At 66.1% G+C, this 25,872-nt stretch carries 19 protein-coding genes and 1 tRNA gene; 15 read left to right on the forward strand and 5 right to left on the reverse strand.

Features of this window, described 5'->3' with window-relative positions:
* Positions 1–7 precede the first annotated feature (7 nt).
* Positions 8–1,465: a hypothetical protein gene (locus GGR88_RS03675; protein ID WP_167953100.1), complete on the reverse strand. Its 1,458-nt coding sequence runs from the start codon at positions 1,463–1,465 to the stop codon at positions 8–10.
* 147 nt (positions 1,466–1,612) lie between these two features.
* On the opposite strand from GGR88_RS03675, the gene GGR88_RS03680 reads away from it, so the two are divergent.
* From GGR88_RS03680 to GGR88_RS03735, 12 genes are all read left to right on the forward strand, one after another.
* Positions 1,613–2,635, forward strand: coding sequence for a glycosyltransferase family 2 protein (locus tag GGR88_RS03680; RefSeq protein ID WP_245196431.1), 1,023 nt, complete (start codon positions 1,613–1,615; stop codon positions 2,633–2,635).
* Positions 2,632–3,273, forward strand: coding sequence for an ATP-dependent Clp endopeptidase proteolytic subunit ClpP (clpP, locus tag GGR88_RS03685; protein ID WP_167953104.1), 642 nt, complete (start codon positions 2,632–2,634; stop codon positions 3,271–3,273). The genes GGR88_RS03680 and clpP overlap by 4 nt, the downstream gene beginning before the upstream one ends.
* Positions 3,274–3,420: 147 nt before the next feature.
* Positions 3,421–4,692 (forward strand): ATP-dependent Clp protease ATP-binding subunit ClpX, encoded by a 1,272-nt coding sequence (gene clpX / locus GGR88_RS03690; RefSeq protein ID WP_167953106.1) that lies wholly within the window; start codon positions 3,421–3,423, stop codon positions 4,690–4,692.
* Entirely contained in the window at positions 4,689–5,264 is a 576-nt protein-coding gene (locus GGR88_RS03695; protein ID WP_167953108.1) for a hypothetical protein, read from the forward strand. Before clpX ends, GGR88_RS03695 begins: the two co-directional genes overlap by 4 nt.
* A 152-nt stretch (positions 5,265–5,416) precedes the next feature.
* Entirely contained in the window at positions 5,417–7,810 is a 2,394-nt protein-coding gene (lon, locus tag GGR88_RS03700; protein ID WP_167953110.1) for an endopeptidase La, read from the forward strand.
* Positions 7,811–7,947: 137 nt separating this feature from the next.
* Complete coding sequence (locus GGR88_RS03705) at positions 7,948–8,220, forward strand: HU family DNA-binding protein (RefSeq protein WP_167954335.1); 273 nt, start codon at positions 7,948–7,950, stop codon at positions 8,218–8,220.
* 117 nt (positions 8,221–8,337) lie between these two features.
* A tRNA-Val gene (locus tag GGR88_RS03710) sits at positions 8,338–8,412 on the forward strand.
* 143 nt (positions 8,413–8,555) lie between these two features.
* Entirely contained in the window at positions 8,556–9,467 is a 912-nt protein-coding gene (locus GGR88_RS03715) for an ATP-grasp domain-containing protein (protein ID WP_167953112.1), read from the forward strand.
* The gene (locus GGR88_RS03720) at positions 9,464–10,483 is read left to right on the forward strand and encodes an LLM class flavin-dependent oxidoreductase (RefSeq protein ID WP_167953114.1); all 1,020 of its coding nucleotides are present in this window, start codon (positions 9,464–9,466) and stop codon (positions 10,481–10,483) included. Before GGR88_RS03715 ends, GGR88_RS03720 begins: the two co-directional genes overlap by 4 nt.
* Positions 10,480–11,418 (forward strand): methionine ABC transporter ATP-binding protein, encoded by a 939-nt coding sequence (locus GGR88_RS03725; protein WP_167953122.1) that lies wholly within the window; start codon positions 10,480–10,482, stop codon positions 11,416–11,418. The genes GGR88_RS03720 and GGR88_RS03725 overlap by 4 nt, the downstream gene beginning before the upstream one ends.
* A 1-nt stretch (position 11,419) precedes the next feature.
* Positions 11,420–12,076 carry a methionine ABC transporter permease gene (locus GGR88_RS03730; RefSeq protein ID WP_167953124.1) on the forward strand — a complete coding sequence of 219 codons (657 nt, stop codon included), beginning with the start codon at positions 11,420–11,422 and terminating at the stop codon, positions 12,074–12,076.
* Positions 12,077–12,096: 20 nt separating this feature from the next.
* Entirely contained in the window at positions 12,097–12,897 is an 801-nt protein-coding gene (locus GGR88_RS03735) for a MetQ/NlpA family ABC transporter substrate-binding protein (protein WP_167953126.1), read from the forward strand.
* A 72-nt stretch (positions 12,898–12,969) separates the two neighbouring features.
* Here GGR88_RS03735 and GGR88_RS03740 read toward each other — a convergent pair whose 3' ends face one another.
* From GGR88_RS03740 to GGR88_RS03750, 3 genes are all read right to left on the reverse strand, one after another.
* On the reverse strand, positions 12,970–14,778 hold the full coding sequence (locus GGR88_RS03740; RefSeq protein ID WP_167953128.1) for a gamma-glutamyltransferase family protein: 1,809 nt from the start codon (positions 14,776–14,778) through the stop codon (positions 12,970–12,972).
* A gap of 91 nt (positions 14,779–14,869) precedes the next feature.
* The gene (locus tag GGR88_RS03745; RefSeq protein ID WP_167953130.1) at positions 14,870–16,432 is read right to left on the reverse strand and encodes an alkaline phosphatase D family protein; all 1,563 of its coding nucleotides are present in this window, start codon (positions 16,430–16,432) and stop codon (positions 14,870–14,872) included.
* Between the two features lie 85 nt (positions 16,433–16,517).
* On the reverse strand, positions 16,518–18,659 hold the full coding sequence (locus GGR88_RS03750; RefSeq protein ID WP_167953132.1) for a S46 family peptidase: 2,142 nt from the start codon (positions 18,657–18,659) through the stop codon (positions 16,518–16,520).
* Between the two features lie 70 nt (positions 18,660–18,729).
* Here GGR88_RS03750 and GGR88_RS03755 point away from each other — a divergent pair, with 70 nt between their 5' ends.
* The 3 genes from GGR88_RS03755 to GGR88_RS03765 all read left to right on the forward strand — a co-directional run bounded on the left by GGR88_RS03755 (position 18,730) and on the right by GGR88_RS03765 (position 25,063).
* Positions 18,730–20,514, forward strand: a complete 1,785-nt coding sequence (locus GGR88_RS03755) for a M14 family metallopeptidase (protein ID WP_245196432.1) — start codon at positions 18,730–18,732, stop codon at positions 20,512–20,514.
* A 138-nt stretch (positions 20,515–20,652) separates the two neighbouring features.
* Complete coding sequence (locus GGR88_RS03760) at positions 20,653–22,221, forward strand: hypothetical protein (RefSeq protein WP_167953134.1); 1,569 nt, start codon at positions 20,653–20,655, stop codon at positions 22,219–22,221.
* Between the two features lie 82 nt (positions 22,222–22,303).
* The gene (locus tag GGR88_RS03765; protein ID WP_167953136.1) at positions 22,304–25,063 is read left to right on the forward strand and encodes a TonB-dependent receptor domain-containing protein; all 2,760 of its coding nucleotides are present in this window, start codon (positions 22,304–22,306) and stop codon (positions 25,061–25,063) included.
* 52 nt (positions 25,064–25,115) lie between these two features.
* On the opposite strand, the gene GGR88_RS03770 is transcribed toward GGR88_RS03765, so the two are convergent.
* Complete coding sequence (locus GGR88_RS03770; RefSeq protein ID WP_167953138.1) at positions 25,116–25,754, reverse strand: prolyl hydroxylase family protein; 639 nt, start codon at positions 25,752–25,754, stop codon at positions 25,116–25,118.
* Positions 25,755–25,872 lie beyond the last annotated feature (118 nt).

Here is a 25,872-nt window from a genome sequence, read left to right on the forward strand (position 1 = left end):
ACGCGCTTCAAGCTGCGGGCTCGGAAATCCGTTGATCGAGATTGGTGGCGCGCCATGCGAGCAGCGCCACCAGAGGGATGAGCCAGATAAGACGAGCCTGGTAGCGCCCATGCGGCGTCGATAGAGCGCCGCAGATCGCGGCGTTTGCGGCGACGCCCAGCACGACCGTCACGATCATGACGCGCAAGTTTGCTGGAAGTGCCCGGCGCTTGGCCGACCCAAGCAGAAGCGCGATGAGGACGATCGATCCGACGAGTGTCGTCAGCACGGACAAGCCTGTCACAATCTGCGTCGGCATGCCGTTCGTAGAGGCGCGCGTTCCGTTCAGGGCGTCAGCGTAGGGCTGCGGAACTGCCTTTGAAGGCGGGCTCCGGCCGGCAGCCCCGTAGTTGAAATCGTCAAGTTCGATCGATGTCACCTGGCGGCCCATCGCGGCAAGTGTGCTGGATGCAACAGCCAGAGGCCGATCGCTTACGGTCCGCCAGACCAGAGAGGATTGCTCAGTGCTCACCGCGCGACGTTCGTCGGGCGGCAGGGCCATGAAGATGCCCTTCGCGGGATCCCGGCTCCACAACATGACATCGCTGTTGTCGTTCAGCCGATTGAGATGCCGGCAGAGCGTATAGCCAGCTACCGGGCAATCTTCTTCAAGAACCTGTCTCGCTGGACCATCCGCGATCAGCCGCGCTGCGACGAACGGCGGCCGGACCGGGGGCGCGCCAGTGAGTCTCGTCACGCCGGCCGAGAAGAGGATTTCGCCGGCCATACCGACCACGATGGCGAGCGACACGACGGTCAAACCGGTTCGAGAAACGCTGCCGCGCTGAAGAAAAATGCGGGCAAACAGGACAAGGAGCGCGACCGTGACAATCAGCAAGAGTGTCGCGCTGTGGAAGAGAACTCCTGCGGTCAGGCAGGCGAGCCAGAAAGAGCGCTCAAACCGAGTGGACGTTGTCCAGTAGCCGACGAGCATCGCTGCAGCGAGGAGCGCAAGGGCGGCAAAGATGTCCGGCATCATGAAGACAGCGAAGAAAGCGACAGGTGTTGCGGCCGCCAGGAGGACGATCAGGACCGTTGCGTCACGCAGGCTGGGAGAAATCCCGGCCGCGAGCATGACACGCCTGCCAGCAAGACCGACAGCGAGAACCGTCACCGCGCTTTGGAGTAGCGCAGTCGTCCACAGGGCTTCGATCGCCCAACCCAAATAAAGGAACGCGCCGTAAAAGACGGACCGACCAGCGAGAACCACTTCCTGGCTCTCGGCGGCGGCGAACGGGACGCCGGCGCCGCCAGCCGTTGCGGCTCCCGGCGCGCCGGCGATCCCCGTCCAGTCGCTGGTCACGCCGAACAGCCGGTACATGCCGGCATCCGCACCGCGGATGTAGGCGGTCGTGTCCGCAAAGATGAACGGAGCCCCGTTGAGGAGGGCGGGCCAGAGGAGCAGGGCAACCGCGGCGGCGAACATCAATCCCAGAGCCAGACGCGATACCGCCACCTAAACGCCCCGATGCTTAACGTATTGCGCTGCACAAGCAGTGATCGATAAGGCGAGGGTCGTCAATTACGGTCAGGTCTTCGAACAATGACGCCATCGTCGCTCGGCACTTCGGCCTTGCCTGACCGATCGCCCGAACCGAGCCTGCGCGTCGCCGTGCTCCTGCCTTGTTATAATGAGGAAGCGGCGATCGGGCGGACGGTGGCGGCGTTCCGGGCGGCGCTGCCGGGCGCCACTGTTTACGTCTATGACAACAACAGCCGAGACCGGACCGTGGCCGTGGCGGAGGCTGCGGGCGCGGTGGTGAGGCGGGAGCGCATGCAGGGCAAGGGCCATGTGGTGCGGCGCATGTTCGCCGATATCGATGCCGACGTCTATGTCATGGCGGACGGGGACGAGACCTATGAGGCGGCGGCCGCGCCGCGCATGGTCGCCACGCTGGTCGACGAGCAGCTCGACATGGTGGTCGGTGCGCGCCGCGACGAGGTGGAGGCGGCCTACCGCCGGGGGCATCGGTTCGGGAATGCGATGCTGACCGGGCTGCTCGCCTGGCTGTTCGGGCGCAGCTTCTCCGACATACTGTCGGGCTACCGCGTGTTCTCTCGCCGGTTCGTGAAGAGCTTTCCCGTCCTTTCGGGCGGGTTCGAGATCGAGACTGAAATCAGCGTCCACGCGCTGGAGCTGAAGATGCCGGTTGCCGAGCAGGTCACCGCCTATGGCGCACGTCCTGAGGGATCGGCGTCGAAGCTGTCCACCTATCGAGACGGATTCCGGATCCTGGGGCTGATCCTGACGCTGTTCCGGATCGAGCGGCCTGTGCTGTTCTTCGGTGCGATCGCCGGGGCGCTGCTTCTGCTTGCTGTCGGGCTCAGCATTCCGCTGATCATCACTTATCTGGACACGGGGCTGGTGCCGCGCGTGCCGACGGCGATCCTGGCCACGGGACTGTCGATCGTGGCGGTGCTGAGCTTCTTTGCCGGGTTGATCCTGGACACGGTGGTCCGCGGCAGGCGCGAGGTGCGGCGGCTCGCCTACCTCTCGCACCCGGCACCCGCACGCACGCACGGCGCATCAGCCTTGAAGTCGGCGGCTGCAGGGGCGATGTTGCCGGCCTCAACCGAAGGATCCTTCCCCCTATGAGCCTCGACCACGCCGACATCCTTGGCGGCCTTGTTCCCATCGTCATCGAGCAATCGAACCGCGGGGAACGCTCGTTCGACATCTATTCGCGCCTGCTGCGCGAGCGCATCGTGTTCATCACGGGCGGTGTCGAGGATCACATGGCATCGCTCGTCACGGCCCAGCTGCTCTTCCTCGAGTCCGAGAACCCGAAGAAGGACATCTATATGTACATCAACTCGCCGGGTGGCGTGGTGACGGCGGGCATGGCGATCCACGACACCATGCAGTACATCCGCCCGCGCGTCGGCACCGTGTGCATCGGGCAGGCGGCATCGATGGGCAGCTTTTTGCTCGCGGCGGGCGAGCCGGGTATGCGGGTGGCGCTGACCAACGCGCGGATCATGATCCATCAGCCGTCGGGCGGCGCGCAGGGCATGGCATCGGACATCGAGATCCAGGCCAAGGAAATCCTGCGCATCCGGCAGCGGATGAACGAGCTTTATTCGAAGTACACGGGACAGCCGATCGACGAGATCGAGCGCCGCATGGACCGCGACACCTTCCTGTCGGCGGACGAGTCAAAGGCGTTCGGCTTGGTCGACGAGGTGTTCGACAAGCGCCCGACACCTGCGGACGAGGCAGCCCAGGCGGCCTGAACCGTGCCGGCGGCGGCCCGGTGGGCCGCCGCACCGATACTTCAAATGAGCGCCACACACTCTATTTAGGTAATTGTCCCATAGGAGGTCGGGTGTAGACTGACCGGTGGGCTTCACGCCCTTTGCGGGCGTCCGAGAGGTGATTGAATGACGAAGCTGAGCGGTGGCGACTCCAAGAGCACGCTCTATTGCTCCTTCTGCGGCAAGTCGCAGCACGAGGTCAGGAAGCTGATCGCAGGCCCCACGGTGTTCATCTGCGACGAGTGCGTGGAGCTGTGCAACGACATCATCCGCGAGGAGACCAAGTCGGCACTGGTGAGCAAGAAGGACGGCGGCGTGCCCACGCCGCTGGAGATCTGCGACGTGCTCGACCAGTATGTAATCGGGCAGAGCCAAGCCAAGCGCGTTCTGTCCGTCGCGGTGCACAACCATTACAAGCGGCTGGCGCACGGTCAGAAGGGCGCTGACGTCGAACTGGCCAAGTCCAACATCCTGCTGGTCGGGCCGACCGGCTGCGGCAAGACCCTGCTTGCGCAGACGCTGGCGCGCATTCTGGACGTGCCGTTCACGATGGCCGACGCGACGACGCTGACCGAAGCCGGCTATGTCGGCGAGGATGTCGAGAACATCATCCTGAAGCTGCTCCAGGCGTCCGACTATAATGTTGAGCGGGCGCAGCGCGGGATCGTCTATATCGACGAGATCGACAAGATCAGCCGCAAGGCCGAGAACCCGTCGATCACGCGCGACGTGTCGGGCGAAGGCGTGCAGCAGGCCCTGCTGAAGCTGATGGAAGGCACCACCGCCTCCGTGCCGCCGCAGGGTGGCCGCAAGCATCCGCAACAGGAGTTCCTGCAGGTCGACACGACCAACATCCTGTTCATCTGCGGCGGTGCGTTCTCCGGCCTTGAGAAGATCATCGCGGACCGCCTGCAGGGCAAGTCGATCGGTTTCGGCGCCTATGTCGCCGCGCCCGAGGAGCGGCGCACGGGCGAAGTGCTTCGCCAGTGCGAGCCCGAGGACCTGTTAAAGTTCGGCCTGATCCCGGAGTTTGTCGGCCGTCTGCCGGTGATCGCGACGCTTGAGGATCTGGACGAGACGGCGCTGGTGAAGATCTTGGGCGAACCGAAGAACGCCCTCGTCAAGCAGTACCAGAAGCTGTTCGACATGGAGGACGTGAAGCTGGGCTTCACCGACGAGGCGCTTGTCGCGGTCGCGCGCAAGGGCATCGAGCGCAAGACGGGCGCGCGTGGCCTTCGGTCCATCCTCGAGGGCATATTGCTCGACACGATGTTCGACCTGCCCGGAATGGACGGCGTCGACGAGGTGATGATCGACAAGGACGTCGTCGAGGGGCGCAAGGAGCCGGTCAGGGTCTACGCCAAGAAGGCGAAGGAAACGGCGGGCGACGCCGCGTGATCGCGGGGCGGTTTCCGCTCCTCCTGATGTCTCTTGCGGTGCTGTCGCTCTTCGGAGTGACGGCACCGCCTGTTTCGGCGCAGCAGACGTCGCCTCTCGTCTCCGAGGGCAGCGAGCTTGTCCATCCCGGCTCGGGCTATCGCTTCCCGGAAGCGTATGGCGATCTGCGGCGCACTGGCACGACCAGCTACGCGCCCGACAATCTGTCCGTCCGCTACGGACAGTTCGACGAGCAAATCTCGGCGCCTTACCTCGATGTGTTCATCTATCCGGCGACGGTGCCGATCCATATGGAGAGGGCCGGCGTCGAACAGGCCCTGGTTGCGCGCCTGAACGCCCGGCCGATCGAGGAAGATGCGGATGGCGAGCCGACCGGCACCGGACGCTGGTTCGAAGGCGAGTTCAACGGCGTGCCGGTCCTGACCGGATACCTGCTGCAGCAAGGGCGCGGGTGGCTGGTGAAGGTGAGGGCGACCGGACCGCGGGATGCGGGCGACATCGACCGCCTGCGTGCGGCGGTGGCGGCGATCGACATGGACGGCACACGCCGGCCCTACAAGGCGCCGCGCTGAGCGCTCGGCCGCAGCGATGCGCGCCGCCTTACTCGCCGGCCTTAACCCTCTGCCGAGGCCCGCACGATGGGCGCCACGTTGATGCGGCCCGTCCAGTCACCATATGTTGATCAATGCCGCTGCGGCTGTCTTCGCAGCGGCCTGGAGCTTACATGACCATTACCCTTCCTGTTCTTCCGCTTCGCGACATTGTCGTTTTCCCGCAGATGATCGTGCCCTTGTTCGTCGGTCGCGATCCGTCGGTGGCTGCGCTGGAGGCGGCCATGACGGCGGACAAGGAGATCTTCCTCGTCTCGCAGCTCGACCCGACGGAGGATGATCCCGCGCGCGAGGATCTCTACGACCTGGGCGTCGTGGCGACCGTGCTGCAGCTGCTGAAGCTGCCGGACGGGACCGTGCGCGTCCTGGTCGAGGGCAAGGCGCGTGCAAGCCTGGCTGAGCTGCAGCCGGGAGAGACCTTCCTGTCGGCGTCGATCGAGCGCATCGAGGAACAGGCCGGAGAGACTCCGGAGACCGGCCCGCTGATGCGGTCGGTCGTGGAGCAATTCGGCAAATATGCGAAGCTGAACAAGAAGCTGTCCGACGAGGTCGCCGGGCAGCTCGCGGAGATCGACGACGCCGGCCGGCTGGCCGACGCGGTCGCGGCCAACCTGCAGATCAAGGTGTCCGAGAAGCAGGCGCTGCTCGCCGAGCTGGACCCGGCCAAGCGCATGGAGATGCTGTTCGGCTACATGGAAGGCGAGCTGGGCGTCCTGCAGGTCGAAAAGAAGATCCGCAGCCGCGTGAAGCGCCAGATGGAAAAGACGCAGCGTGAATATTACCTCAACGAGCAGCTGAAGGCGATCCAACGCGAGCTGGGCAACGAGGACGCGGAGAACGGCGATGAGATTGCCGAGCTGACCCAGAAGATCGCACGATTGAAGCTGTCCAAGGAAGCGCGCAGCAAGGCCACGGCCGAGCTGAAGAAGCTGAAGACCATGCAGCCGATGTCGGCCGAGGCGACGGTCGTGCGCAATTACCTGGACGTGCTGCTCGGCCTGCCATGGGGCAAGAAGTCGAAGCTGAAGCGCGACCTGGGCGATGCGCAGGCGGTGCTGGACCAGGACCATTATGCGCTGGAGAAGGTCAAGGATCGGATCGTCGAGTATCTGGCGGTGCAGGCCCGGACCAACAAGCTGAAGGGGCCGATCCTGTGCCTGGTGGGGCCGCCGGGTGTGGGCAAGACCTCGCTCGGTCGGTCGATCGCGAAGGCTACCGGTCGTGAGTTCGTGCGCCAGTCGCTGGGCGGCGTGCGTGACGAGGCGGAAATCCGCGGTCACCGGCGCACCTACATCGGGTCGCTGCCGGGCAAGATCGTGTCCAACCTGAAGAAGGCCGGCACGTCCAATCCGCTCTTCCTGCTCGACGAGATCGACAAGCTCGGTCAGGATTTCCGCGGTGATCCCGCCTCGGCGCTGCTCGAGGTGCTGGATCCGGAGCAGAACGCCAAGTTCCAGGACCATTACCTGGAGATCGACGTCGATCTGTCGGACGTGATGTTCGTCACCACGGCGAACACATTGAACCTGCCGCAGCCGCTTCTGGATCGCATGGAGATTATCCGGCTGGAGGGCTACACCGAGGACGAGAAGGTCGAGATCGCCGAGCGGCACTTGCTGCCCAAGGTGATTGGCGAGCACGGCCTGAAGGATGGCGAGTTTGTGCTGACCCAGGAAGGTCTGCGCGCGCTGATCCAGCGCTACACGCGCGAGGCCGGTGTCCGCACGCTTGAGCGCGAGATCGCCAAGCTGGCGCGCAAGGCACTTCGCCGGATCCTGGAGGGCAAGGCGGAGAGTGTCACGGTGACGCCGGAGAACCTGGCCGACTTCGCGGGCGTGCAGAAGTTCCGCCACGGCCTGTCGGAAACCGAGCACCAGATCGGCGCTGTGACCGGGCTGGCATGGACCGAGGTCGGCGGAGAACTCCTGACGATCGAGGCCGTGACGGTGCCGGGCAAGGGGGTGGTGTCGACCACCGGCAAGCTCGGCGACGTGATGAAGGAGAGCGTGCAGGCCGGCTTCTCGTTCGTGAAGGCCAGGGCGCCTGCCTATGGCATCAAGCCGAGCCTGTTCGGGCGCAAGGACATCCATATCCACCTGCCCGAGGGCGCGGTGCCGAAGGATGGACCGTCCGCCGGTATCGCGGTGGTCACCGCCATTGTCTCGACGCTGACCGGCATCCCCGTGCGGCGCGAGGTGGCAATGACAGGCGAGGTCACGCTGCGCGGCCGCGTGCTACCGATCGGTGGGTTGAAGGAAAAGCTGCTGGCGGCGCTGCGCGGCGGGATCACGACCGTGCTGATCCCTGAGGAGAACGAGAAGGACCTGGCCGAGATCCCCGCGCGGATCCGCGAAGGCCTGTCGATCATCCCGGTCGCCCATGTGGACGAGGTGCTGAAGCTGGCGCTGACGGAGCCGACGGTGGCTATCGACTGGACCGAAGCGGACGAACTGGCGGCGGTGCCGCCGGCAGCGATCGGCATGGGTACCGAGCCGTTGCGGCACTGATGACAAGGGGGTGCGGGCGCGTTCAGCCGGTCGCGTCCGCGCCCCTTTCTCTTTGACAGCGGCAGGCGTGATCGCCTTACATGCCTGCCATGTTCTACAGGCGACTCGGGAATCGCCGCGTAAAAGGGGATCAAGGGATGAATAAGCAGGAGCTGATCGGGGCCGTCGCTGAGACGTCCGGCCTCGGCAGGGCCGATGCGGTGAAAGCCGTGGAAGCGGTTTTCGAGCACATCTCGACGACCTTGAAGAATGGCGAAGAAGTTCGACTGGTTGGTTTCGGCACCTTCTCCGTGTCGAAGCGCAAGGCATCCACCGGGCGCAATCCGCGGACCGGCGAGCCGATGACGATCAAGGCATCGTCGCAGCCCAAGTTCAAGGCAGGCAAGGGGCTGAAGGACAGCGTCAACTAAACACCGGGCGCGGTGCGGGCTGGACAAGCTGCCGCACCGTCGCTTATGGCCCTCCGCGGTCCAGCGCCACGGCGCTCGCGGCGAATACCACCGCCGCACTGGACCGCATCCATGATCGGGCGCGTAGCTCAGTGGTAGAGCACTGTGTTCACACCGCAGGGGTCGCAGGTTCAATCCCTGCCGCGCCCACCATGACAAAGGCCCCGCCGGAGCGATCCGGCGGGGCCTTTGTCGTTGGAAGCCTCGCGGCATCAAGCTGCGTTTGGCGAGTGCATAGAAAAGCTGTGCACGGCCCGCTGGCTGCCATCAGCCCCATCCCCTAAGCGGGCGGCCGCATGACAGACCTCGCCATCTTCTACGAACATCCGACCTGGTTCGAACCGCTGTTCGCCGCGCTTGAAAGACGCGGGATCGCGGCAACGCGGCTGACACCTGCCGGGCTTGCCTATGATCCGGCAGACCCCACGCCGCCGGCGCGCATGATCGTCAACCGGATCTCCATGTCGAGTGGATCACGCGCCACCGACACCCCGATCTTCTTCACCGCTTCGCTGCTCGATCATTGGAGCCAGCATGCGCGGGTCGTGAACGGGCGTCCGTTCCTGCTCGATGCGTCGAAAGCGCGGCAGCTTTCGCTCCTCTCCAGCCTCGGCATCGATGCGCCAGCCACGCGGATCGTTCACCGCCCGCAGGATGTGGCCGCAGCGGCCGAAGCCATCGGCTTTCCCCTGATCGTCAAGGCGAACATCGGCGGGGCGGGCGCGGGGATCGTCCGCTATGACGATATGGGCGCGCTGCAGGACGCGGTCGCCGACGGCACCCTGCCGACGAGCAGCGACGGCGTGCTGCTGGTGCAGGATCTGGTGAGCGCGCGAGACGGGCGCGTGATCCGCATCGAGACCCTGGGCGGGCGTTTCCTTTATGCTCTCTCGGTGCTGTCGGACGGTGGGTTCGACCTTTGCCCGGCGGACGCCTGCGTGGCGACGCCGGGACGCGCCGCCGTTCGGATGGAAGCGATCACGCCCCCGGACGCTCTGATCGAGGCTGCCGAGCGCATCGTTCAGGCCGCCGGGATCGAGGTCGGCGGTGTCGAGGTGATGATCGACGATCGCGATGGCACCCCGCGCTTCTACGACATCAATGCGCTCAGCAACTTCGTGGCGAAACCGCTGGACGTGCTGGGGTGGGACCCGCACGACCGCTTCGTTGATTATCTGAGCCAGGTGATGGCGGAGGCGCGGGCGTGAGGTTCGGTTACTGGATGCCGGTCTTTGGCGGCTGGCTGCGCAACATTCCGGACGAGGGGATGGAGGCGAGCTGGGACTATGTGAAGCGGCTGGCGCAACGATCGGAGCAGATCGGCTATGATCTCTCGCTGATCGCGGAGCTCAACCTCAACGACATCAAGGGCACGGACGCGCCCGCGCTGGACGCCTGGTCGACGGCGGCGGCGCTTGCGGCGGTGACGGAGCGTCTCGAGCTGATGGTCGCGGTGCGCCCCAACTTCCACCAGCCGGCGCTCTTCGCGAAGGCGGCCGCCAATATCGACCGGATCGCGGGCGAAGGGCGGCTGTCGCTGAACGTGGTATCCTCCTGGTGGGCGGACGAGGCGCGGCAATATGGCCTTCAGTTCGACCAGCATGACGATCGCTATGCACGAACCGACGAGTGGCTGCAGGTCGTCGACGGATTGTGGACGGAGGATCGCTTCACCTTCGACGGGCGCTTCTACCGAATGGAAGATGCCATCGTCTCGCCCAAGCCCGCCACCCGGCCGACCGTCTATGCCGGCGGCGAGAGCGAGGCCGCCAAGACGATGATCGCCACGCGCTGCGATGCGTATGTCATGCACGGTGATCCGCCCGAGGCGATCGCCCCCAAGATCGCCGACATGAGCGCGCGGCGCGACGCAGCCGGCGGTGCGCCGATGCAATATGGCATGGCCGCCTACGCGATCGTGCGCGACAGCGAGGCGGAGGCGAAGGCCGAGCTGGACCGGATCACCACGGTCAGCGAGCTTCCCAAAGGCTATGCCAATTTCGATCAATGGCTGTCGGGCACGCAGCTGGAGCGTGAGCTGAAGATCCAGGAATATTCGGTGTCCAACCGTGGCCTGCGGCCGAACCTGGTCGGCACGCCCGAGCAGCTGAAGCAGCGCATCGCCGATTATGAGGGCGCGGGGCTGGACTTGCTGCTGTTGCAGATGAGTCCGCAGGCTGAGGAGATGGAGCGCTTCGCCGCCCAGGTGATGGGCACGACATGATCCGTTTCGAAGGTGTGTCCAAGCGTTTCGCCGGAACGGGTGGCGAGGCGCTGCGCGCGATCGACCTCGATGTGGCGGCAGGCGAGATCTTCGGCGTGATCGGTGCCTCCGGCGCAGGAAAGTCCACGCTGGTACGGCTGGTGAATGCGCTGGAGCGGCCTACCTCCGGGCGCGTGCTGGTGGACGGTGTCGATGTCGCGGCCCTCGATGCCGCCGGGCTGCGCGGGCTTCGTCGCAAGGTTGGCATGATCTTCCAGAGCTTCGGACTGCATTCCTCGCTGACCGTTGCTGACAATGTCGGGTTGCCGCTGCGGCTGGCGGGACGCGAGGCGCGGGAGCGGCAGGAACGCGTGGCCGTCCTGATCGATCGCGTCGGCCTGGCCGTACATGAGGCCAAATATCCCGCCCAGCTGTCCGGCGGGCAGAAGCAGCGCGTGGGGATCGCTCGCGCGCTGGCGACCGGCCCGTCCATCCTGCTGTGCGACGAGCCGACAAGCGCGCTGGACCCGGAGACGACGCGGTCGGTGCTGCGATTGCTGCGCGAGCTGAACCGGGAGCTGGGCCTCACCATCATGCTCATCACGCACGAGATGGAGGTCGTGCGGGAGGTGTGCGACCGGGTGGCGGTGATCGATGGCGGCACGGTGGTGGAGATGGGCGCGGCGGCTGACATCTTCCTGGACGGACAGCATCCAGCGACGCGGCGTCTGATCTCCGAGGCGGGCGAGGGCGCTCCGGCGGTCGCGCCCGAGGGAATGGCGCTGGTCCGACTGACCCGCCGTGGTGCCGGGTCGGCGGCGCCGATCGACGGGGCGGAGGTGCTGGAAGGGCGGATCGGGCGCATCGGTGGCGAAAGCTACAGCGATCTGGTGCTCGCTGTTCAACCGTCGGAGGTCGAGCGGCTCTCCAGCCTCGGCCGCGCGGATCGGATTTGACATGTTCGAGAATGTGGATCCTGCGGAGATCGCGCAGGCGTGCATCGACACGCTTGTCATGCTGGGCGCATCGCTCGCCCTGACGGTTCTGATCGGCATACCGCTGGGCGTGCTGCTGTACCTGACGGACCGGCGGCGACCGCTTGCCCGGCCGTGGGCGAACCTGGCCGTCGGCACGATCGTAAACGTGCTGCGATCGGTGCCGTTCATCATCCTTTTGATCGTGATGATCCCGGTGACGGTGCTGATCGTCGGAACCTCGCTGGGCGTCGCAGGGGCGATCCCGCCGTTGGTGGTGGGGGCGGCGCCCTTCTATGCCCGGCTGGTGGAGACGAGCCTCCGCGAGGTCGATCGCGGCACGGTGGAGGCAACTCAGGCGATGGGTGCGACCACATGGCAGCTGGTGACGCGCACCTTGCTGCCGGAAGCGCGCCCGGGCCTGATCGCCGGCGGCACGGTGACCGCAATCGCGCTCGTCTCCTTCACGGCCATGGCAGGAGTCGTCGGCGCAGGCGGGTTGGGAGACCTGGCGATCCGGTTCGGCTATCAGCGGTTCCAAACCGACGTGATGCTGGTGACCGTGCTGTTGCTGGTGGTGCTGGTGCAGGCGCTCCAATGGTTGGGCGACATGCTCGTTCGGCGCACGACGCGCCGCTAGCTTTTCAGGGGATGAGACGCATGAAGAGACGCAGCTTTCTGGGCGCAGGCCTCGCCCTGACGCTGGCTGCCTGTTCCGGCAGTGGCGACGACCAGACGGATGGCACCACGCTGAGCGTCGCCGCGACAGCCGTGCCGCACGCGGAGATCCTGGAGCATGTGAAGCCTGTGCTCGCACGCGAGGGCGTGAACCTGGAGGTGCGCGTCTTCAACGATTACGTCCAGCCGAACGTCCAGGTCGCCGAGGGGCGGATGGACGTGAATTATTTCCAGACCAAGCCGTACCTGGACGATTTCAACCGCAACCGCGGGACCCAGCTGCAGACGATCGCGGGGGTCCATGTCGAGCCGCTTGGCGGATATTCGCGCAAGCACCGGACGCTGAACGATCTGCCGCAGGGTGCGACTGTCGCGATCCCGAGCGAGGCGAGCAACAACGGGCGTGCCTTGCTGGTGATGCAGAAGGCCGGCCTCATCCGGTTGCGTGATCCGGCCAACCCGCTGGCGAGCGTGCGCGACATCGTCGCGAACCCGAAGAACCTGCAGATCCGGGAACTGGAGGCGGCGACGCTGCCGCGGGTGCTGGGCGAGGTCGATCTCGCGCTGATCAACACGAACTATGCTCTCGATGCCGGGCTAAGCCCGGTGCGCGACGCGCTGATGATCGAGGGCGCCGACAGTCCGTACGTCAACTATGTCGTGGGTCAGCCTGGCGCTGCCGACGACGAGCGGGTGCAAAAGCTGATGGCGGCGTTGCGGAGCCCGGAGACGCGCGCCTTTATCGAGCGGACTTACAGCGGCGCCGTCCTGCCGGCCTTCTAAGCCGCCGCCGCGCCCCCGCACGTTCCAGACGGAAGACGTGCGGGGTGCCGGGATCCGGCCAGGATCAGGTGCTCAATAGGCCAGCGCCGCGCCATCGGCGCGAGGATCGCTGGCAGCGGCATAGACCATGGGGCCGTCCTGTCGGAGCCGTTCCACATTGTGGTAGCGGCCAAAGCCGCCGTCCGATCGGCCGATCGACCATCCCATGCGCTCCAGCTCGGCCCGAACCGCGTCCGGAACCCCTGCCTCCAGGTGCAGGAGGCCGGTCGCCGGCATGTCGGGATCGTCCTCCCCCATCGACTCCGACGATCCTTCGTGCCGCCAGCGGGGCGCGTCTCCCGCGGCCTGCACGTCAAGGCCATGGTCCACCATGTTCATCAGGACCTGCGCCTGTCCCTGCGGCTGCATCGCGCCGCCCATGACGCCGAACGACATCCAGGGCGTGCCATCCTTTGTCGCGAAGCCGGGAATGATGGTCTGGAACGGGCGCTTGCCGGGGGCATAGATGTTGGGGTGGCCGTCCTGCAGGCTGAAGAGCTGCCCGCGGTCCTGGAACATGAAGCCGAGGCCGTCGGGCACCAGCCCCGACCCCATCCCGCGGAAGTTGGACTGGATCAGCGACACCATCATGCCATCCTTGTCGGCGGCCGTAAGGTAGGTCGTGTCGCCCTGCGCCGGTGCGTTGCCGGGACGGACGTCGGGGTTGATGCGGTCCGGGCGGATCAGGCGGGCGCGTTCCCGCGCATAATCCTTCGACGCGAGCCAAGCGAAGGGGACGGGCGACGCGGTGGGATCTGCATAGAAGCGAGCACGATCCTCGAAGGCGAGCCGTTTCGCCTCGGCGCCCAGATGGATCGAGCGCGCCGACTGGAAGCCGGCACCTGCCATGTCGAAGGTTTCGAGCATGTTGAGGATCTGCAGCGTGGCAACCCCCTGCGTGTTCTCGCCAATCGCGTGCACGGTCACGCCACGATAGTCGGTGGTGATCGGGTCGGTCATTGTCGCGCGGTGGGCACGCAGATCCGCCCGCGTCATCCAGCCGCCGATACGCCTGAAATAGCGTTCGATCGTGGCGGCGATCTCGCCGTCGTAGAAGGCGTCTGCCCCGCCCTCCGCGATGGCGCGGTAGGTGCGCGCGAGGTCGGCGTTGCGGAAAATCTCGCCGGTGTTGGGCGCATTGCCGCCCGGCGCATAGGTGCGGATCGCGTTCTCGGTTTCCTCGATGCCGTTGTTGGCGCGGCGGAATGCGACAATGCTGCGGCCGACATAATAAGCGATGATCGGCGCCATCGGACGGCCTTCCTCCGCCATGGCGATGGCGGGGGCGAGCACGTCATGCCACGGCAGCTTGCCGTAGCGGCGGTGCAGTTCCTGCCAGCCGGCGACCGTGCCAGGCACGGACACGCTGACGGCGCCGAGCGGCGGTAGCGTGCCGTTCGGCCGGGCGCGCGAGCGGACGGTGTCGAGCGACAGGCCGCGCGGGGAGCGCCCGGAACTCTGCACGCCGACCACCTTCCGTTCGGCCGGGGACCACAGCATGGCATAAAGATCGCCGCCGATGCCGCATGAGGTCGGCTCCAGGAAGCCGAGGCAGGCATTGATGGCGATGGCCGCGTCGGCGGCCGACCCGCCTGCCTTCAGGATCTCTATGCCGGCCAGCGTGGCCAGGGGTTGCGCGGAAGCGGCGGCCCCCCCGCTGCCATAGACTGCCGAGCGGGAGCCGTAGCTTGCACCAACCGGCCGGTCGCCCGACCGAAGATCGGGCCGGCGCAGATTGTCGGGTGCCGCCTGGGGGCGCGCGGAAATACGCGTTTCGGTCTGGGCGAGGAGGGGGGCCGCGGCGGCGGCGGGAAGGGCGGCAAGAAAGGTGCGACGGCGCAAAGGGCAGGCTCCGGCTGTGAAGCCGTCAGCCTAGCCGGATTGCTGCGACGCGCCAGCCCCTTGCCCACCAGCCGAGCGCCGGCGGAGGGGATCAACTGCCGTGGATCTCCGGAGAGCCATGTTCGAGTACGAAGGTGGAGCGCGTGCGCACCGGCGCGCCCGGTGTCGTCACCTGGTCGACCACCCGCCACTGCGTCTGGAAGGTCTGGGGCGTGACCTCGCACAGCGCGTAGCCGCGCTGGTCGTTGGTATCGAGGAGATAAGGATTGCGCGCCTTCAGCCGGTCGGTGAAGGCGCGGCGGTCGGAGCCGTTGCCGCCCGAGCTCATCGAGGTGGTGACGAATTCGGCGCCGACCGGATCGCCCTGGCCACGGTCCCGGCGAAGCTGCCCTGCGAAGTTCTGATGCTCGTCACCCGTCAGGACCACGACATTACCGGTGCGGCCGAAGCGCTCCAGCATCCGCTCGCGCGGGGCCGTGTAGGCGGCCCAGCTGTCCATGTTGCGGATCGGCTCCGGCTCGTCGCCGGTGCGCCGATCGAGCGGCATAACCATGATCTGCTGTCCGATGAGGTTCCAGCGGGCGCGGCTGGCACCCAGCCCTTCGTTCAGCCAGCGCTCCTGCACCTGGCCGAGGACGGCCGCATCGGGATCGTCGACGCCTGCGCAATCCGGCCGGAAGCCATCCTGGCAGGGCTGGTCCGTGCGGCTGCCGCGGGTGTCGAGGAAATGAGCCGACATCAGCGAGCCATAGGTCTGGCGACGATGGTAGATCGGCTTGTCCGCGCCGAGCGCGAGCGCGGCACGGCGGAGCGGCATGTGCTCATAATAGGCCTGAAGCGCCATCCGCTTGCGAAGCGCGAACAGCTCTGGCGGAACATCGTCCTGCGGGATGCCGTCCACCCAGTTGTTCTCGACCTCATGATCGTCGGGCGTGATGAACCAGGCGGCGGCGGCATGCGCCAGCATCAGGTTCGGGTCGCTCTTCACCTCCGTGTAGCGGAGACGATAGTCGTCGATCGACTGAAGCTCCGTCGGGCGGCGATGTTCGCGCACCCGCTCCCGAAGGTTGCCATAGGCGATGCGAACAGGAGACGAGGAGTATTCGTAAATATAGTCGCCGTAGTGGTAGACGAAATCGAGGTCCGGCTCGGCCGCGAGGTGGCGATAGCCTGTGTAGAGGCCGTCCTCGAAATGCTGGCAGCCGGCAACGGCGAAGCGGACGCGGTCAAGAGCGGCACCGGCCGCAGGCACGGTCTGGGCGCGGCCGACGAAGGAGCGGGCGCTACCGACCTGGAAGCGGTAGAAATAAGGGCGACCAGGCTGCAGCCCGTCGACCTCGACATGGACGCTGTGCGCGAGCTCCGGACGGGCGAGCGCCGTTCCGCTCCTCGCGATGGTCCGGAAGCCTTCATCCTCGGCCACCGACCACTCCACCTCGACCGCCGCCATCGGCATTCCGCCGCCGGGAGCATCCGCATCGGCAATCAGCCGGGTCCAGATGACGAAGCCGTCCGGTGCGGGATCGCCGGCCGCGACGCCGAGCACGAACGGATCGCGAAGGAACAGCGGCTGGGCGCGAAGGATGGCGGGAGCGGCCAGCATCGAAGCTGCGCCTGCGCCGAGCAGCTGCCGGCGACCGATCAGAAGAGTCATGACGGGGCCTTGGGAGCCTTGTGTGTTGATTTCGTGACAATCTTCCGGTCGCCGGCCCGTCCCTCAGGCCGGCGACCGGTCCCTGTCAGCGGCGGACGCCCATCTCTTCGAGCAGACGGTCGGCACCGTCGACCTTGTCCATCGTCCACAGCATGAAGCGGCTGTCGACATGGATCGTGCGGTTGATGGTCGGGTCGTAGGACCAGTCGGAGATCACGCCGTCGAGCGTGCCGTCGAATGCAAGGCCGACGAACTCGCCGCGCGCGTTGAGCGTGGCCGAACCCGAATTGCCGTTGGTGATGTCCACCGTCGACAGATAGTCGACGGGCAGGGTGCCGAGCGACGGGGCCACGTATCGGCCATAGTCGCGGTCGCGGATCAGCTCGACCGCACGGTCCGGCAGGTCGAACTCGCCTTCACCAGTGTGCTTGGCGAGAAGGCCTTCGGCGGTGGTGAACGGGGTCCAGATCAAGCCGTCGCGCTGACGCCCCGTCACCTTGCCATAGGTGAAGCGCAAAGAGCCGTTTGCGTCCGGGTAGAGGGGGCGGCCGTTCGCGTCTGCCCATTCCCGCATGCCCTGAAGATAGACTGAGCGCGCCGCCTGCGTACGGCCGGCCCGCGTCTTCGCTTCCGTCTCGCGGCGGAGACCCCAGTCGTAGGACGCGACAGCAAGCCGGATGAACGGATCGGTGGACCGCTCGAAATCGGCCACCGGACGGTCGAGCCAGGCGAGCCGGGCTGCCGTTTCGTCAAGCTCCGTATCGGCATAGAGGCGATCGAGCCCGATCTGCTCCAGCGTCCGTTCAAAGGCGGCGTCGCGGCTGGCGGCATCGACCTTCCTATATTCAACAAGAGCCTGCTCCAGCACGGCGCGATCGACGCGGGCGTCGTACCGGCGTTCGATCTGCTGCAGCCGCTGCTGGATCGGCAGCCGGTCGCGCTGCTGGTAGCCGCTCTCGCGCTCGGCATCCGGCTTCTGCTGCTCCTGCGCATACCGGTAGAGGAGCTTGGCGGCGGCATAGAGCTGCGCCCGATTGATGGTGCCGAGGCGCGTGTCGGCGAGCGCCGTGGCGTTCGCCTCCTGAACCAGCGCGTCGAGATCCCGTGCGGCGGTGGCATATGGCTGGCGCCGGCGTCCGCCTTCGCGGATCCAGCTGCGATAGGCATTCTGCTGCTCGGTCTTGCGCGCGGCGAGATCGATCGCCTTGGCGCCGGCGATCTCCCCCTGTGACTTCTTCTCGTAATTCTCGACGCCCGCCAGGATCGAGGCATATTTGATCTGGGCGGCCTGATCCCCCTCCGTGCGCTGCTCGATCAGGTTGGCGTAGTCGGTGAGCAGCCGAGTCTGGACCGGGTAGAGCTGATCGAACTGGAAGATCGCCTCCTCTGCCGTGACGAGGCGGGAGGTGGTGCCGGGGAAGCCCGCTACCATCACGAAGTCGCCGTCGGTGACCCCTTCGGTCGCGATGCGCAGGTGTGAGCGCGGACGGTAAGGCACGTTGGCCTCCGAATAGTCCGCCGAGGAGCCGTCGGGTGCGACATAGGCACGGTAGAAGCCGAAGTCGCCCGTGTGGCGCGGCCACATCCAGTTGTCCGTCTCGCCGCCGAAGTTGCCGATGCCCATGGCTGGCGCGTAAACGAGGCGGACGTCCTTGATCTCAAGCTGCTGCTGCAGGAAGTAGGTGGAGCCGCCATAATAGGCGCGCACGTCGCAGCGCCGGCTCGGCTGGCGCTCGCACGCGGCGATGAGGCTCTTCCGGTTTTCCTCGAGCCGGTTGTAGCGGTCGATGCCGGTGGTGCGCGCGGTCAGGCCACGGTTCATGTCGGCCGTGACGTCGCGCAGTTCTTCGATCACGAAGATGCGGCTTCCGGGCGCAGCGCGCACCTCGTCCTGCAGACGGCGGGCCAGGAAACCGTTGGTGAGGCGATCCTGATCCGGGCTCGAGTTATACTGAAGCGAGCCCTGCACGCAGTGGTGATTGGTGGCAACGAGGCCCTGCGGCGAGACAAAGCTGGCCGAGCAACCACCAAGCGAGACGATCGCGTTCAGCGGTGCGGCCTGCAGGTTCGACAAGAGCGCCGGATCGATCTCCAGCCCTGCCGCACGCACCTGGGCGGCGATATCCTGCGTCTGGCGGGGGAGCCACATGCCCTCATCCGCCCACGCCGCCGTCGCGATCATCGTCGCCGACAGTGCGGCCGCCCCACCCAACACCCAAGCCTTCATGTTCCGGTCATCCTTGTCACTTTGTCTCATGCTGATTAGCCATCGGCGATCTGCCCCGCAAGGAACGCCAATGATCCTCGCCACAATGTTGTTTGCCGCCCAGGCCGCCGTGCCGCCGGCCCCAGCGCTGCCGATGGCGGCGCCTCTGCCGCCGGCGCTGCCCTGGTCAGGCCGAAGCGAAGGCCTGATCGCGCGTCCGGACGACCCGTGGATCACGCCGGCGGAGCGCGCACGTTTTGAGGCAACGCCGAACCTTGCCGACAGCTACGCCTGGCTCCAGCGGCTGGATGCCGCATCCGACCTCGTCTCGATCGAGCGGATCGGCACCAGTCCGGAAGGCCGGCCGCTGATCGCGGTCACGGCGCGCAAGGGGAGCGCGGCCAAGCCGGTGGTGCTGATCCAGGCGGGCATCCACGCCGGCGAGATCGACGGCAAGGACGCCGGCATGATGTTGCTGCGCGACATCGCGCTGCGCGGCAAGGACGGGTTGCTGGACGACGCCACCTTCGTCTTCGTGCCGGTCTTCAACGTCGACGGGCATGAGCGGTCATCGCGCTGGAGCCGTCCCAACCAGCGCGGCCCGCGCGAGCAGGGGTGGCGAACCACGGCGCAGAACCTCAATCTCAATCGCGATTACCTGAAGGCGGACGCGCCCGAGATGCAGGCGATGATCGCCCTGATCCGCAGGCTTGATCCCGCGCTCTACATCGACGTGCACGTCACCGACGGCATCGATTACCAGTATGACATCACCTACGGCTTCAACGGCTGGGGCGGGGAAGATGCCTATTCGCCCGCGATCGCCCGCTGGATGGACGGCCGCTTGCGCCCTGCCTTTGATCGGGCTCTCATACGGGGCGGGCACATTCCGGGGCCGCTGATCTTTGCGACCGACGACCGCGATCCTGCCGTCGGCTTGTCCGCCGGACCATCGAGCGGACGCTTCTCGCAAGGCTATGGCGACCTGCGTCACATGCCCTCGATCCTGGTCGAGAACCACAGCCTGAAGCCTTACCGCCAGCGAGTGCTCGGCACCTATGTCTTGATGGAAGAAGCGCTGCGCCTGGTCGGCGCGGAGCGAAGCGCGGTGCAGCGCGCCGTGGCGGAGGATCGAGCGGCCCGGCCGACAGAGATGTCGCACGGATGGCAGGCGGAAGAACAGCCAACCACCCGTCGCTGGCGAGGCGTTGCGTGGGAACGGTACCGTTCGGCCGCGTCCGGCCGCGACGAGATCCGGTGGCTTGGACAGGCTCGCGATGGTGAGATCGCGTCGACCGGGCAACGGTTCGCGCCGGCCGCGCCGCTGCCGTCGGCCTGGTGGGTGCCGGCCACCAAGCCGGACCTGATCGCGGTGCTTCGCCTGCATGGCGTGGAGATGACGGAGGCCGCCGGGTCGACGGCGCTCGACCTCGACATGGTGCGGCTGCCGCTTGCGCGGCTGTCACAAAGGGCAAGCGAGGGGCGCGTGCCGATGAACGTCGGGGAGGGGCGCCACGAGCGACGCCGCGTCGTCATGCCGCCCGGGTCAGTTCGGGTGCCGGCGGACCAGCCGCTCGGCCTCGTCGCGGCCGCGCTGCTGGAGCCGGACAGCCGCGAGTCCCTCCTGGCGTGGGGAGCGTTTCCGGAGATCCTCGAGCGCACGGAGTATATCGAGGGCTATGCGATCGCGCCGCTGGCCGACCGCATGCTGGAAGCGGATCCGGCGCTTCGCGCGGCGTTCGAGGAGCGGATTGCGGCGGATCCGGCCTTTGCAGCGGACGGCGACGCGCGGCTGGCCTGGTTCTATGCGCGCACGCCTTACTACGACGACCGCTACCTTCTTTATCCGGTCGGCCGGGAGACTGTGGAACGCTGAGGTTGTCACAAAAGCGTCTCGCGGCTGTCTCGCATCTGTAACGGATGCGTCATCAAACCATCATCGCGCAGGCCTAGGCGCCCCTCAAGCCGGGGGCGGAACCCCGGTGCCGACTCCGTCGACCAAGGGGAATATTCGATGACGCGCACCCGCCTGTTGCTCCTTATGGGAGCCGCTCTTCCGCTCGCCGCCTGCGGTGCCGACGACGTCGCCTCCCCCGGCGAGGGTGTGATTGTGGTGCCGGCGCCGACGCCGACCACCCCCACTCCGACGACCCCAACGCCGACCACGCCGACCCCGACCCCGGGAACGCCGGCGGCTGACTGCCCCACCGGCACGACCGACGCTGGCGTGATCGGCAGCGTCCGCGCCTGCCGCCTGCCGACCCAGATCCTGAGCGACCTGACGCTAGCGCGTCGTGCCGGCACCGCCTACATGATCGACGGCCGCGTCGACGTGGGCATCGACGTCGGCGGCGCCTCCACTCCTGCCTCCACTGGTCGCTCGGCGATCCTGACTGTTCAGCCGGGTGTGGTGCTGTTCGGCAATGGCGGCCCCAACGGTGGCGCCGACAACGACTTCCTGGTCGTGAACCGCGGTTCGCAGATCCTGGCTGAGGGCACGGCGTCGCTGCCGATCATCTTCACCTCACGCCAGAACATCGACGGCACCGTTGCTGCGGACTCGCAGGGTCAGTGGGGCGGCGTGATCCTCGCCGGCCGCGCGCCGATCTCCAACTGCGACACCACGGTCGCCGGCGGCAGCGCGGGCTGCCAGGCGGTGGTCGAAGGCACCGGCAACGCGCGCTACGGCGGCGAGGTGGCGAACGATAGCAGCGGCATCTTCCGCTACGTCCAGATCCGCTACTCCGGCATCGCGATCTCCGCGGGCAACGAGCTGCAGGGCCTCACCATGGCCGGTGTCGGCTCCGGCACTCGGGTCGATCACATCCACGTCCACAACAGCGCGGATGACGGCATCGAGGTGTTCGGCGGCCGCGTGAACGCCAACTATCTCGTGATGACCGGCACGGACGACGACGCGCTCGACACCGATGTTGGCCACCAGGGTGCCTTCCAGTTCGTCCTCGCGATCCAGCGCACCGGCAACGGCAGCTCGGACCCACGCGGCCTGGAGATTGACTCCGACTCCAACCCGGACGCGCTGCCGCGCAACGACTTCCGCTTGGCGAACTTCACGCTGGTCTCGGCGCTGAACTTCCAGTCGATCCTGCTGCGCGGCGGCACGGACGCCACGCTCGTCAACGGCGTGGTCGTCAATCCGCTCAGCCAGTGCCTTGACATCGATGGTTCGGAGACGATCCGCGCGGCCGATACGGCGCTGCAGGATCGTGGTCCGCCGGCGTTCCAGTCGCTGTTCTTCCAGTGCGCTTCACCCTTCACGGACGACACCAACGTCACCGGTGCGCAGATCCAGACTGTGTTCGGCGCATCCACCAACACCAACAACACGACCAACGGTACGGGTGGTCTGAGCGGAACGTTCATCACCGCCGGTGCCGCGGCATCCGTGACGCCGTTCAACGCCGCGTCGCTGAACTTCGCCGGGCAGTCGTTCCTGGTGCAGACGAACTATATCGGTGCCGTTCGTGACGCGAACGACACCTGGTATCGCGGCTGGACCTGCGACAGCGCCACGGCGAGCTTCGGAAGCAACCTGAGCTGCACCGCGCTGCCGACCCTTTAATCGGCCGCCATCTCTCGTCGGGGGTGGCGCGATAATCCGCGCCGCCCCCGAATTTCGTATCGCTCTTGATTGGACACTCGCGATGAAGACGCCGCTTGCACTTGGGGGAGCGCTGCTCGTCTCAACCTTCCTGACCGGCTCCGGCTGGGCGCAGACCAGCGGGTCAACCGCAACCGCGCAGACTCCGCCGTCGGCGCCTGCACAGTCGACGCCGAGCACGCCGGCCACCGGTGCGGAGGGAACGCCCCCGACCGCGTCGCCCACGACGCCGCCTGCGTCCGCAACCGATCCTGCCGCAGACGGCACGCAGGAGTCGGTCGACGTTTCCATCCCCGGCGCGGATGCCGGTGAGGAAATCGTCGTGATCGGCCGCAACATTCCGGAACCGGTGCGCAACACGGCAGCCGTCGTAAACGTGCTGTCCACGGCAGACATCGCGCGCACCGGCGAAGGCGACATTTCGGGCGCGCTGCAGCGCGTGACCGGCCTCAGCGTCGTGGGACAAGGCTTTGTCTATGTGCGCGGATTGGGCGATCGCTATTCGCTCTCTCTTCTCAACGGATCGCCGTTGCCGAGCCCCGAGCCGCTGCGTCGCGTTGTTCCACTCGATATCTTCCCGAGCCGCCTGATCGCCTCGGCGCTCGTCCAGAAGAGCTACTCGCCCAACTTCCCCGGCGAGTTCGGCGGTGGCGTGATCAACCTGACGACGGTCGCGACGCCCGACGAGACCTTCTACAGCGTGGGAGCCTCCATCGGCGGCGACACCGAGACGACGGCCAAGCTCGGCTACACCTATTACGGATCAGACCTCGACATCCTGGGCTATGACGACGGTGCGCGGCGCGTGCCTGGCTTCGTTCGCCGCGCCGGTGAAACCGGGCAGGGACTCTCGCCGCAGGAAGCGGCGCTGCTGACCAACGCTCCGACCACGCTTCTTCAGCGCAACTCGGACATCCCTGCAAACTTCGGTGCCGACTTCAGCGCGGGCACGCGCTTCGAAGGCGGCGACGTGACGGTCGGCGTGATCACCAGCCTCGGCTATTCGAACAGCTGGCAGGTGCGTGCGTCGGAGCAGCAGTCGACCGACGACAGTGCCGGCCTCATCATTCGTGACTTCGACACCGTGCTCACCGACAACCGCATCCTCGTGAACGGCCTTGTTGGTCTGGGAGTCGAATTCGGTGAGCATCGCATCCGCCTGACCAACGTCTACATTCATGACACGCTGAAGCAGACTCGGCTGTCATCGGGCTTTGACGTCACAAACGTGGACTTCGACCCGAACTTTCCCGATCCGCTGTTGGAGCAGAACACCTTCTTCTTCGAGCGGCAGCTGTACGACCTGCAGGCAGTCGGTGAGTTCGACTTTGGCGATCTCGATATCGACGTCCGCGGCACCTACGCGAACACCCGGCGCGAGTCGCCCTATGAGCGTGGCTTCGTCTACTCCTACGATCGTGAGGTCGGCGACTATGTGAATCGCCTCGCCGGCAGTTTCGAGGAAGCGTCGATCGCGTTCAGCGACCTGGACGAGGATCTTTATTCCGGCGGTATCGACGCAACCTATGAGCTGCCGACAGCGCGTCCCTTCTCGCTCACCGCGGGATACGCGTACACAGACACCGACCGCACATCGACGCGCTACGAATTCATCTATCGCGGCGTGAACGGCAGCGGCGTCAACAACACGGTCGGGCAGCTGCGCCCGGACTACCTGCTCTCCGACTATACGTTGCTGACCTACAATGTTGGCCTCATCAATCAGTCGACGAGCCAGGGTGCCGCCCGCTACGATGCCGGCCTGACGATCCACGCCGGATATGGTCAGGCGGAGATCGAGCTGTTCGACGGGGTGCGGGTCCAGGGCGGCGTCCGCTACGAGACCGCCGATCAGTTCGTGGATACCTTCAGCAACATCGCGCGCACCGAATTGTCCAACGACTACTGGTTGCCTGCGCTGACGGTCACCTGGAACTTCGCAGAGGACATGCAGCTTCGCCTGCATGGCTCGAAGACGATCGCGCGTCCGCAGTTCCGCGAGCTGGCACCGCAGCTGTACCAGGACTTCACGTCCGACCGGCAGTTCATCGGGAACCCGTTCCTGCAGGACAGCGAGATCTACAACGCCGAAGCACGTTACGAATGGTTCTTCCGCCGTGGCGAGCGGATCACGCTGGCCGGCTTCTACAAGAAGCTCGAGAACCCGATCGAGCCGGTGGCGTTTGCGTTGCCGAACAGCCAGCTGCAGACCGGCTTCGCCAACGCGCCGGAGGCCGAGCTCTACGGTGCTGAAGTGGAGCTGCAGACCTATGTTCCGCTCAGCGGGATCAACAGCGACTTCTTCACGACTCGTCGCCTGGTGCTGATCGGCAACTACACCTACTCACAGTCGGAACTGAAGACCGACGACAGCCTGGTGGCCGGCCCGATCTCCAGCGTGACGCCGGAACTGGTGCAATCCTCGCTGCTGTTCCGCGATGGTGCGCCGCTGACCGGCCAGTCGGATCATCTGGTGAACGTTCAGATCGGTATTGAGGATACGGAGCGGCTGTCGCAGGCGACGCTGCTGTTCACCTATGCTAGCGACCGCGTCACCAATCGTGGACCGGTGGCGTTCGGAAACCGTTTGCCCGACATCGTCGAGCGACCGGGGATCCGCCTGGACTTCGTTGCCCGCGAAGCTATCGAGCTTCTCGGCACGAACATGGAAGTCAAGTTCGAGGCACGAAACCTGACCGGCCAGGATTATCGCGAGTTCCAGCAGTTCGAGAACAGCGCGATCAACATCAACGCTTATGATCTTGGCACCAGCTTCTCGCTGGGCGTCAGCGTCGGCTTCTGAATGGAGCGCCGGAGCCTGCCATTACTGGCAGGCTCCGGAAACGCGTACGAAATCACCCCCAGGGACGTTCCCTGAACCACTGGGTGATGACATATTTTACGCCGGCACGAACCTTCATGCCGTGATGGAGGGTGGACGGGTTCACGCTTCCATCCGGGCGGCGGTTGTTCCAGGCCAGGAGCTTGCCGATCTCGGGCTGGACGATCTTGTCGATCGCCTTGAAGCGGGTGGCGCCGCCGGCTTCCGGCTCGTTCAGGTAGATCATCACCGTCCAGGTCCGGTTGCCCGCGACCGAGCAATATTTGGTATAATCCTCCCCGGTGGGCTCGAAATAGTCGGTATGACCCTTGAACTCCTGCCCCACCGCGTAGCGTTGCCCTTGCATGGGTTCGCCGTAGACCGGATCGAGGTCGGTCAGCGCTGTGATGCGCCGGCGGATCTCGATCACAAGCGGATCCTGCCCGTCGAGGTCGCACGTTTCGCTCGTGCGGAAGGCATCGTCGCCGTTATAGTCGGACACGGTCGAGGGGCGACGATTGGCGTCGATCCGGGCGATCACGCCGGTGCACTCCTCGGGGCTGAGGAAGTCCTTGTGGATGAACAGGCTGAGCTTGGGCGAGGGCACGCGCTGAATGCCCGGCTTGGCCGCCAGGATATCGGCAACGTCAGGCCGGAGAAGATCGGTGGACATGTCGCATTCCTTCGTGGACGACGGATCCAGCAAGCCGCGACGACGCGCCTTCGTCAAGCGTTCAAAGCAGGTTGCGGCACAGGCGGGCTGACCGCTATGGTAAATCGGTCGCTCCAGC

The organism is Sphingomonas jejuensis, from assembly GCF_011927695.1.
Lineage (GTDB): Bacteria > Pseudomonadota > Alphaproteobacteria > Sphingomonadales > Sphingomonadaceae > Sphingomonas_K > Sphingomonas_K jejuensis.

Coding starts and splice junctions, on each gene's coding strand:
- GGR88_RS03755 (WP_245196432.1), top strand. CDS start 18,730: ATGATCCTCGCCACAATGTTGTTTGCCGCCCAGGCCGCCGTGCCGCCG.
- GGR88_RS03730 (WP_167953124.1), top strand. CDS start 11,420: ATGTTCGAGAATGTGGATCCTGCGGAGATCGCGCAGGCGTGCATCGAC.
- GGR88_RS03750 (WP_167953132.1), bottom strand. CDS start 18,659: ATGAAGGCTTGGGTGTTGGGTGGGGCGGCCGCACTGTCGGCGACGATG.
- GGR88_RS03675 (WP_167953100.1), bottom strand. CDS start 1,465: ATGTTCGCCGCCGCGGTTGCCCTGCTCCTCTGGCCCGCCCTCCTCAAC.
- GGR88_RS03725 (WP_167953122.1), top strand. CDS start 10,480: ATGATCCGTTTCGAAGGTGTGTCCAAGCGTTTCGCCGGAACGGGTGGC.
- GGR88_RS03770 (WP_167953138.1), bottom strand. CDS start 25,754: ATGTCCACCGATCTTCTCCGGCCTGACGTTGCCGATATCCTGGCGGCC.
- clpP (WP_167953104.1), top strand. CDS start 2,632: ATGAGCCTCGACCACGCCGACATCCTTGGCGGCCTTGTTCCCATCGTC.
- GGR88_RS03735 (WP_167953126.1), top strand. CDS start 12,097: ATGAAGAGACGCAGCTTTCTGGGCGCAGGCCTCGCCCTGACGCTGGCT.
- clpX (WP_167953106.1), top strand. CDS start 3,421: ATGACGAAGCTGAGCGGTGGCGACTCCAAGAGCACGCTCTATTGCTCC.
- GGR88_RS03705 (WP_167954335.1), top strand. CDS start 7,948: ATGAATAAGCAGGAGCTGATCGGGGCCGTCGCTGAGACGTCCGGCCTC.
- GGR88_RS03715 (WP_167953112.1), top strand. CDS start 8,556: ATGACAGACCTCGCCATCTTCTACGAACATCCGACCTGGTTCGAACCG.
- GGR88_RS03760 (WP_167953134.1), top strand. CDS start 20,653: ATGACGCGCACCCGCCTGTTGCTCCTTATGGGAGCCGCTCTTCCGCTC.
- lon (WP_167953110.1), top strand. CDS start 5,417: ATGACCATTACCCTTCCTGTTCTTCCGCTTCGCGACATTGTCGTTTTC.
- GGR88_RS03745 (WP_167953130.1), bottom strand. CDS start 16,432: ATGACTCTTCTGATCGGTCGCCGGCAGCTGCTCGGCGCAGGCGCAGCT.
- GGR88_RS03765 (WP_167953136.1), top strand. CDS start 22,304: ATGAAGACGCCGCTTGCACTTGGGGGAGCGCTGCTCGTCTCAACCTTC.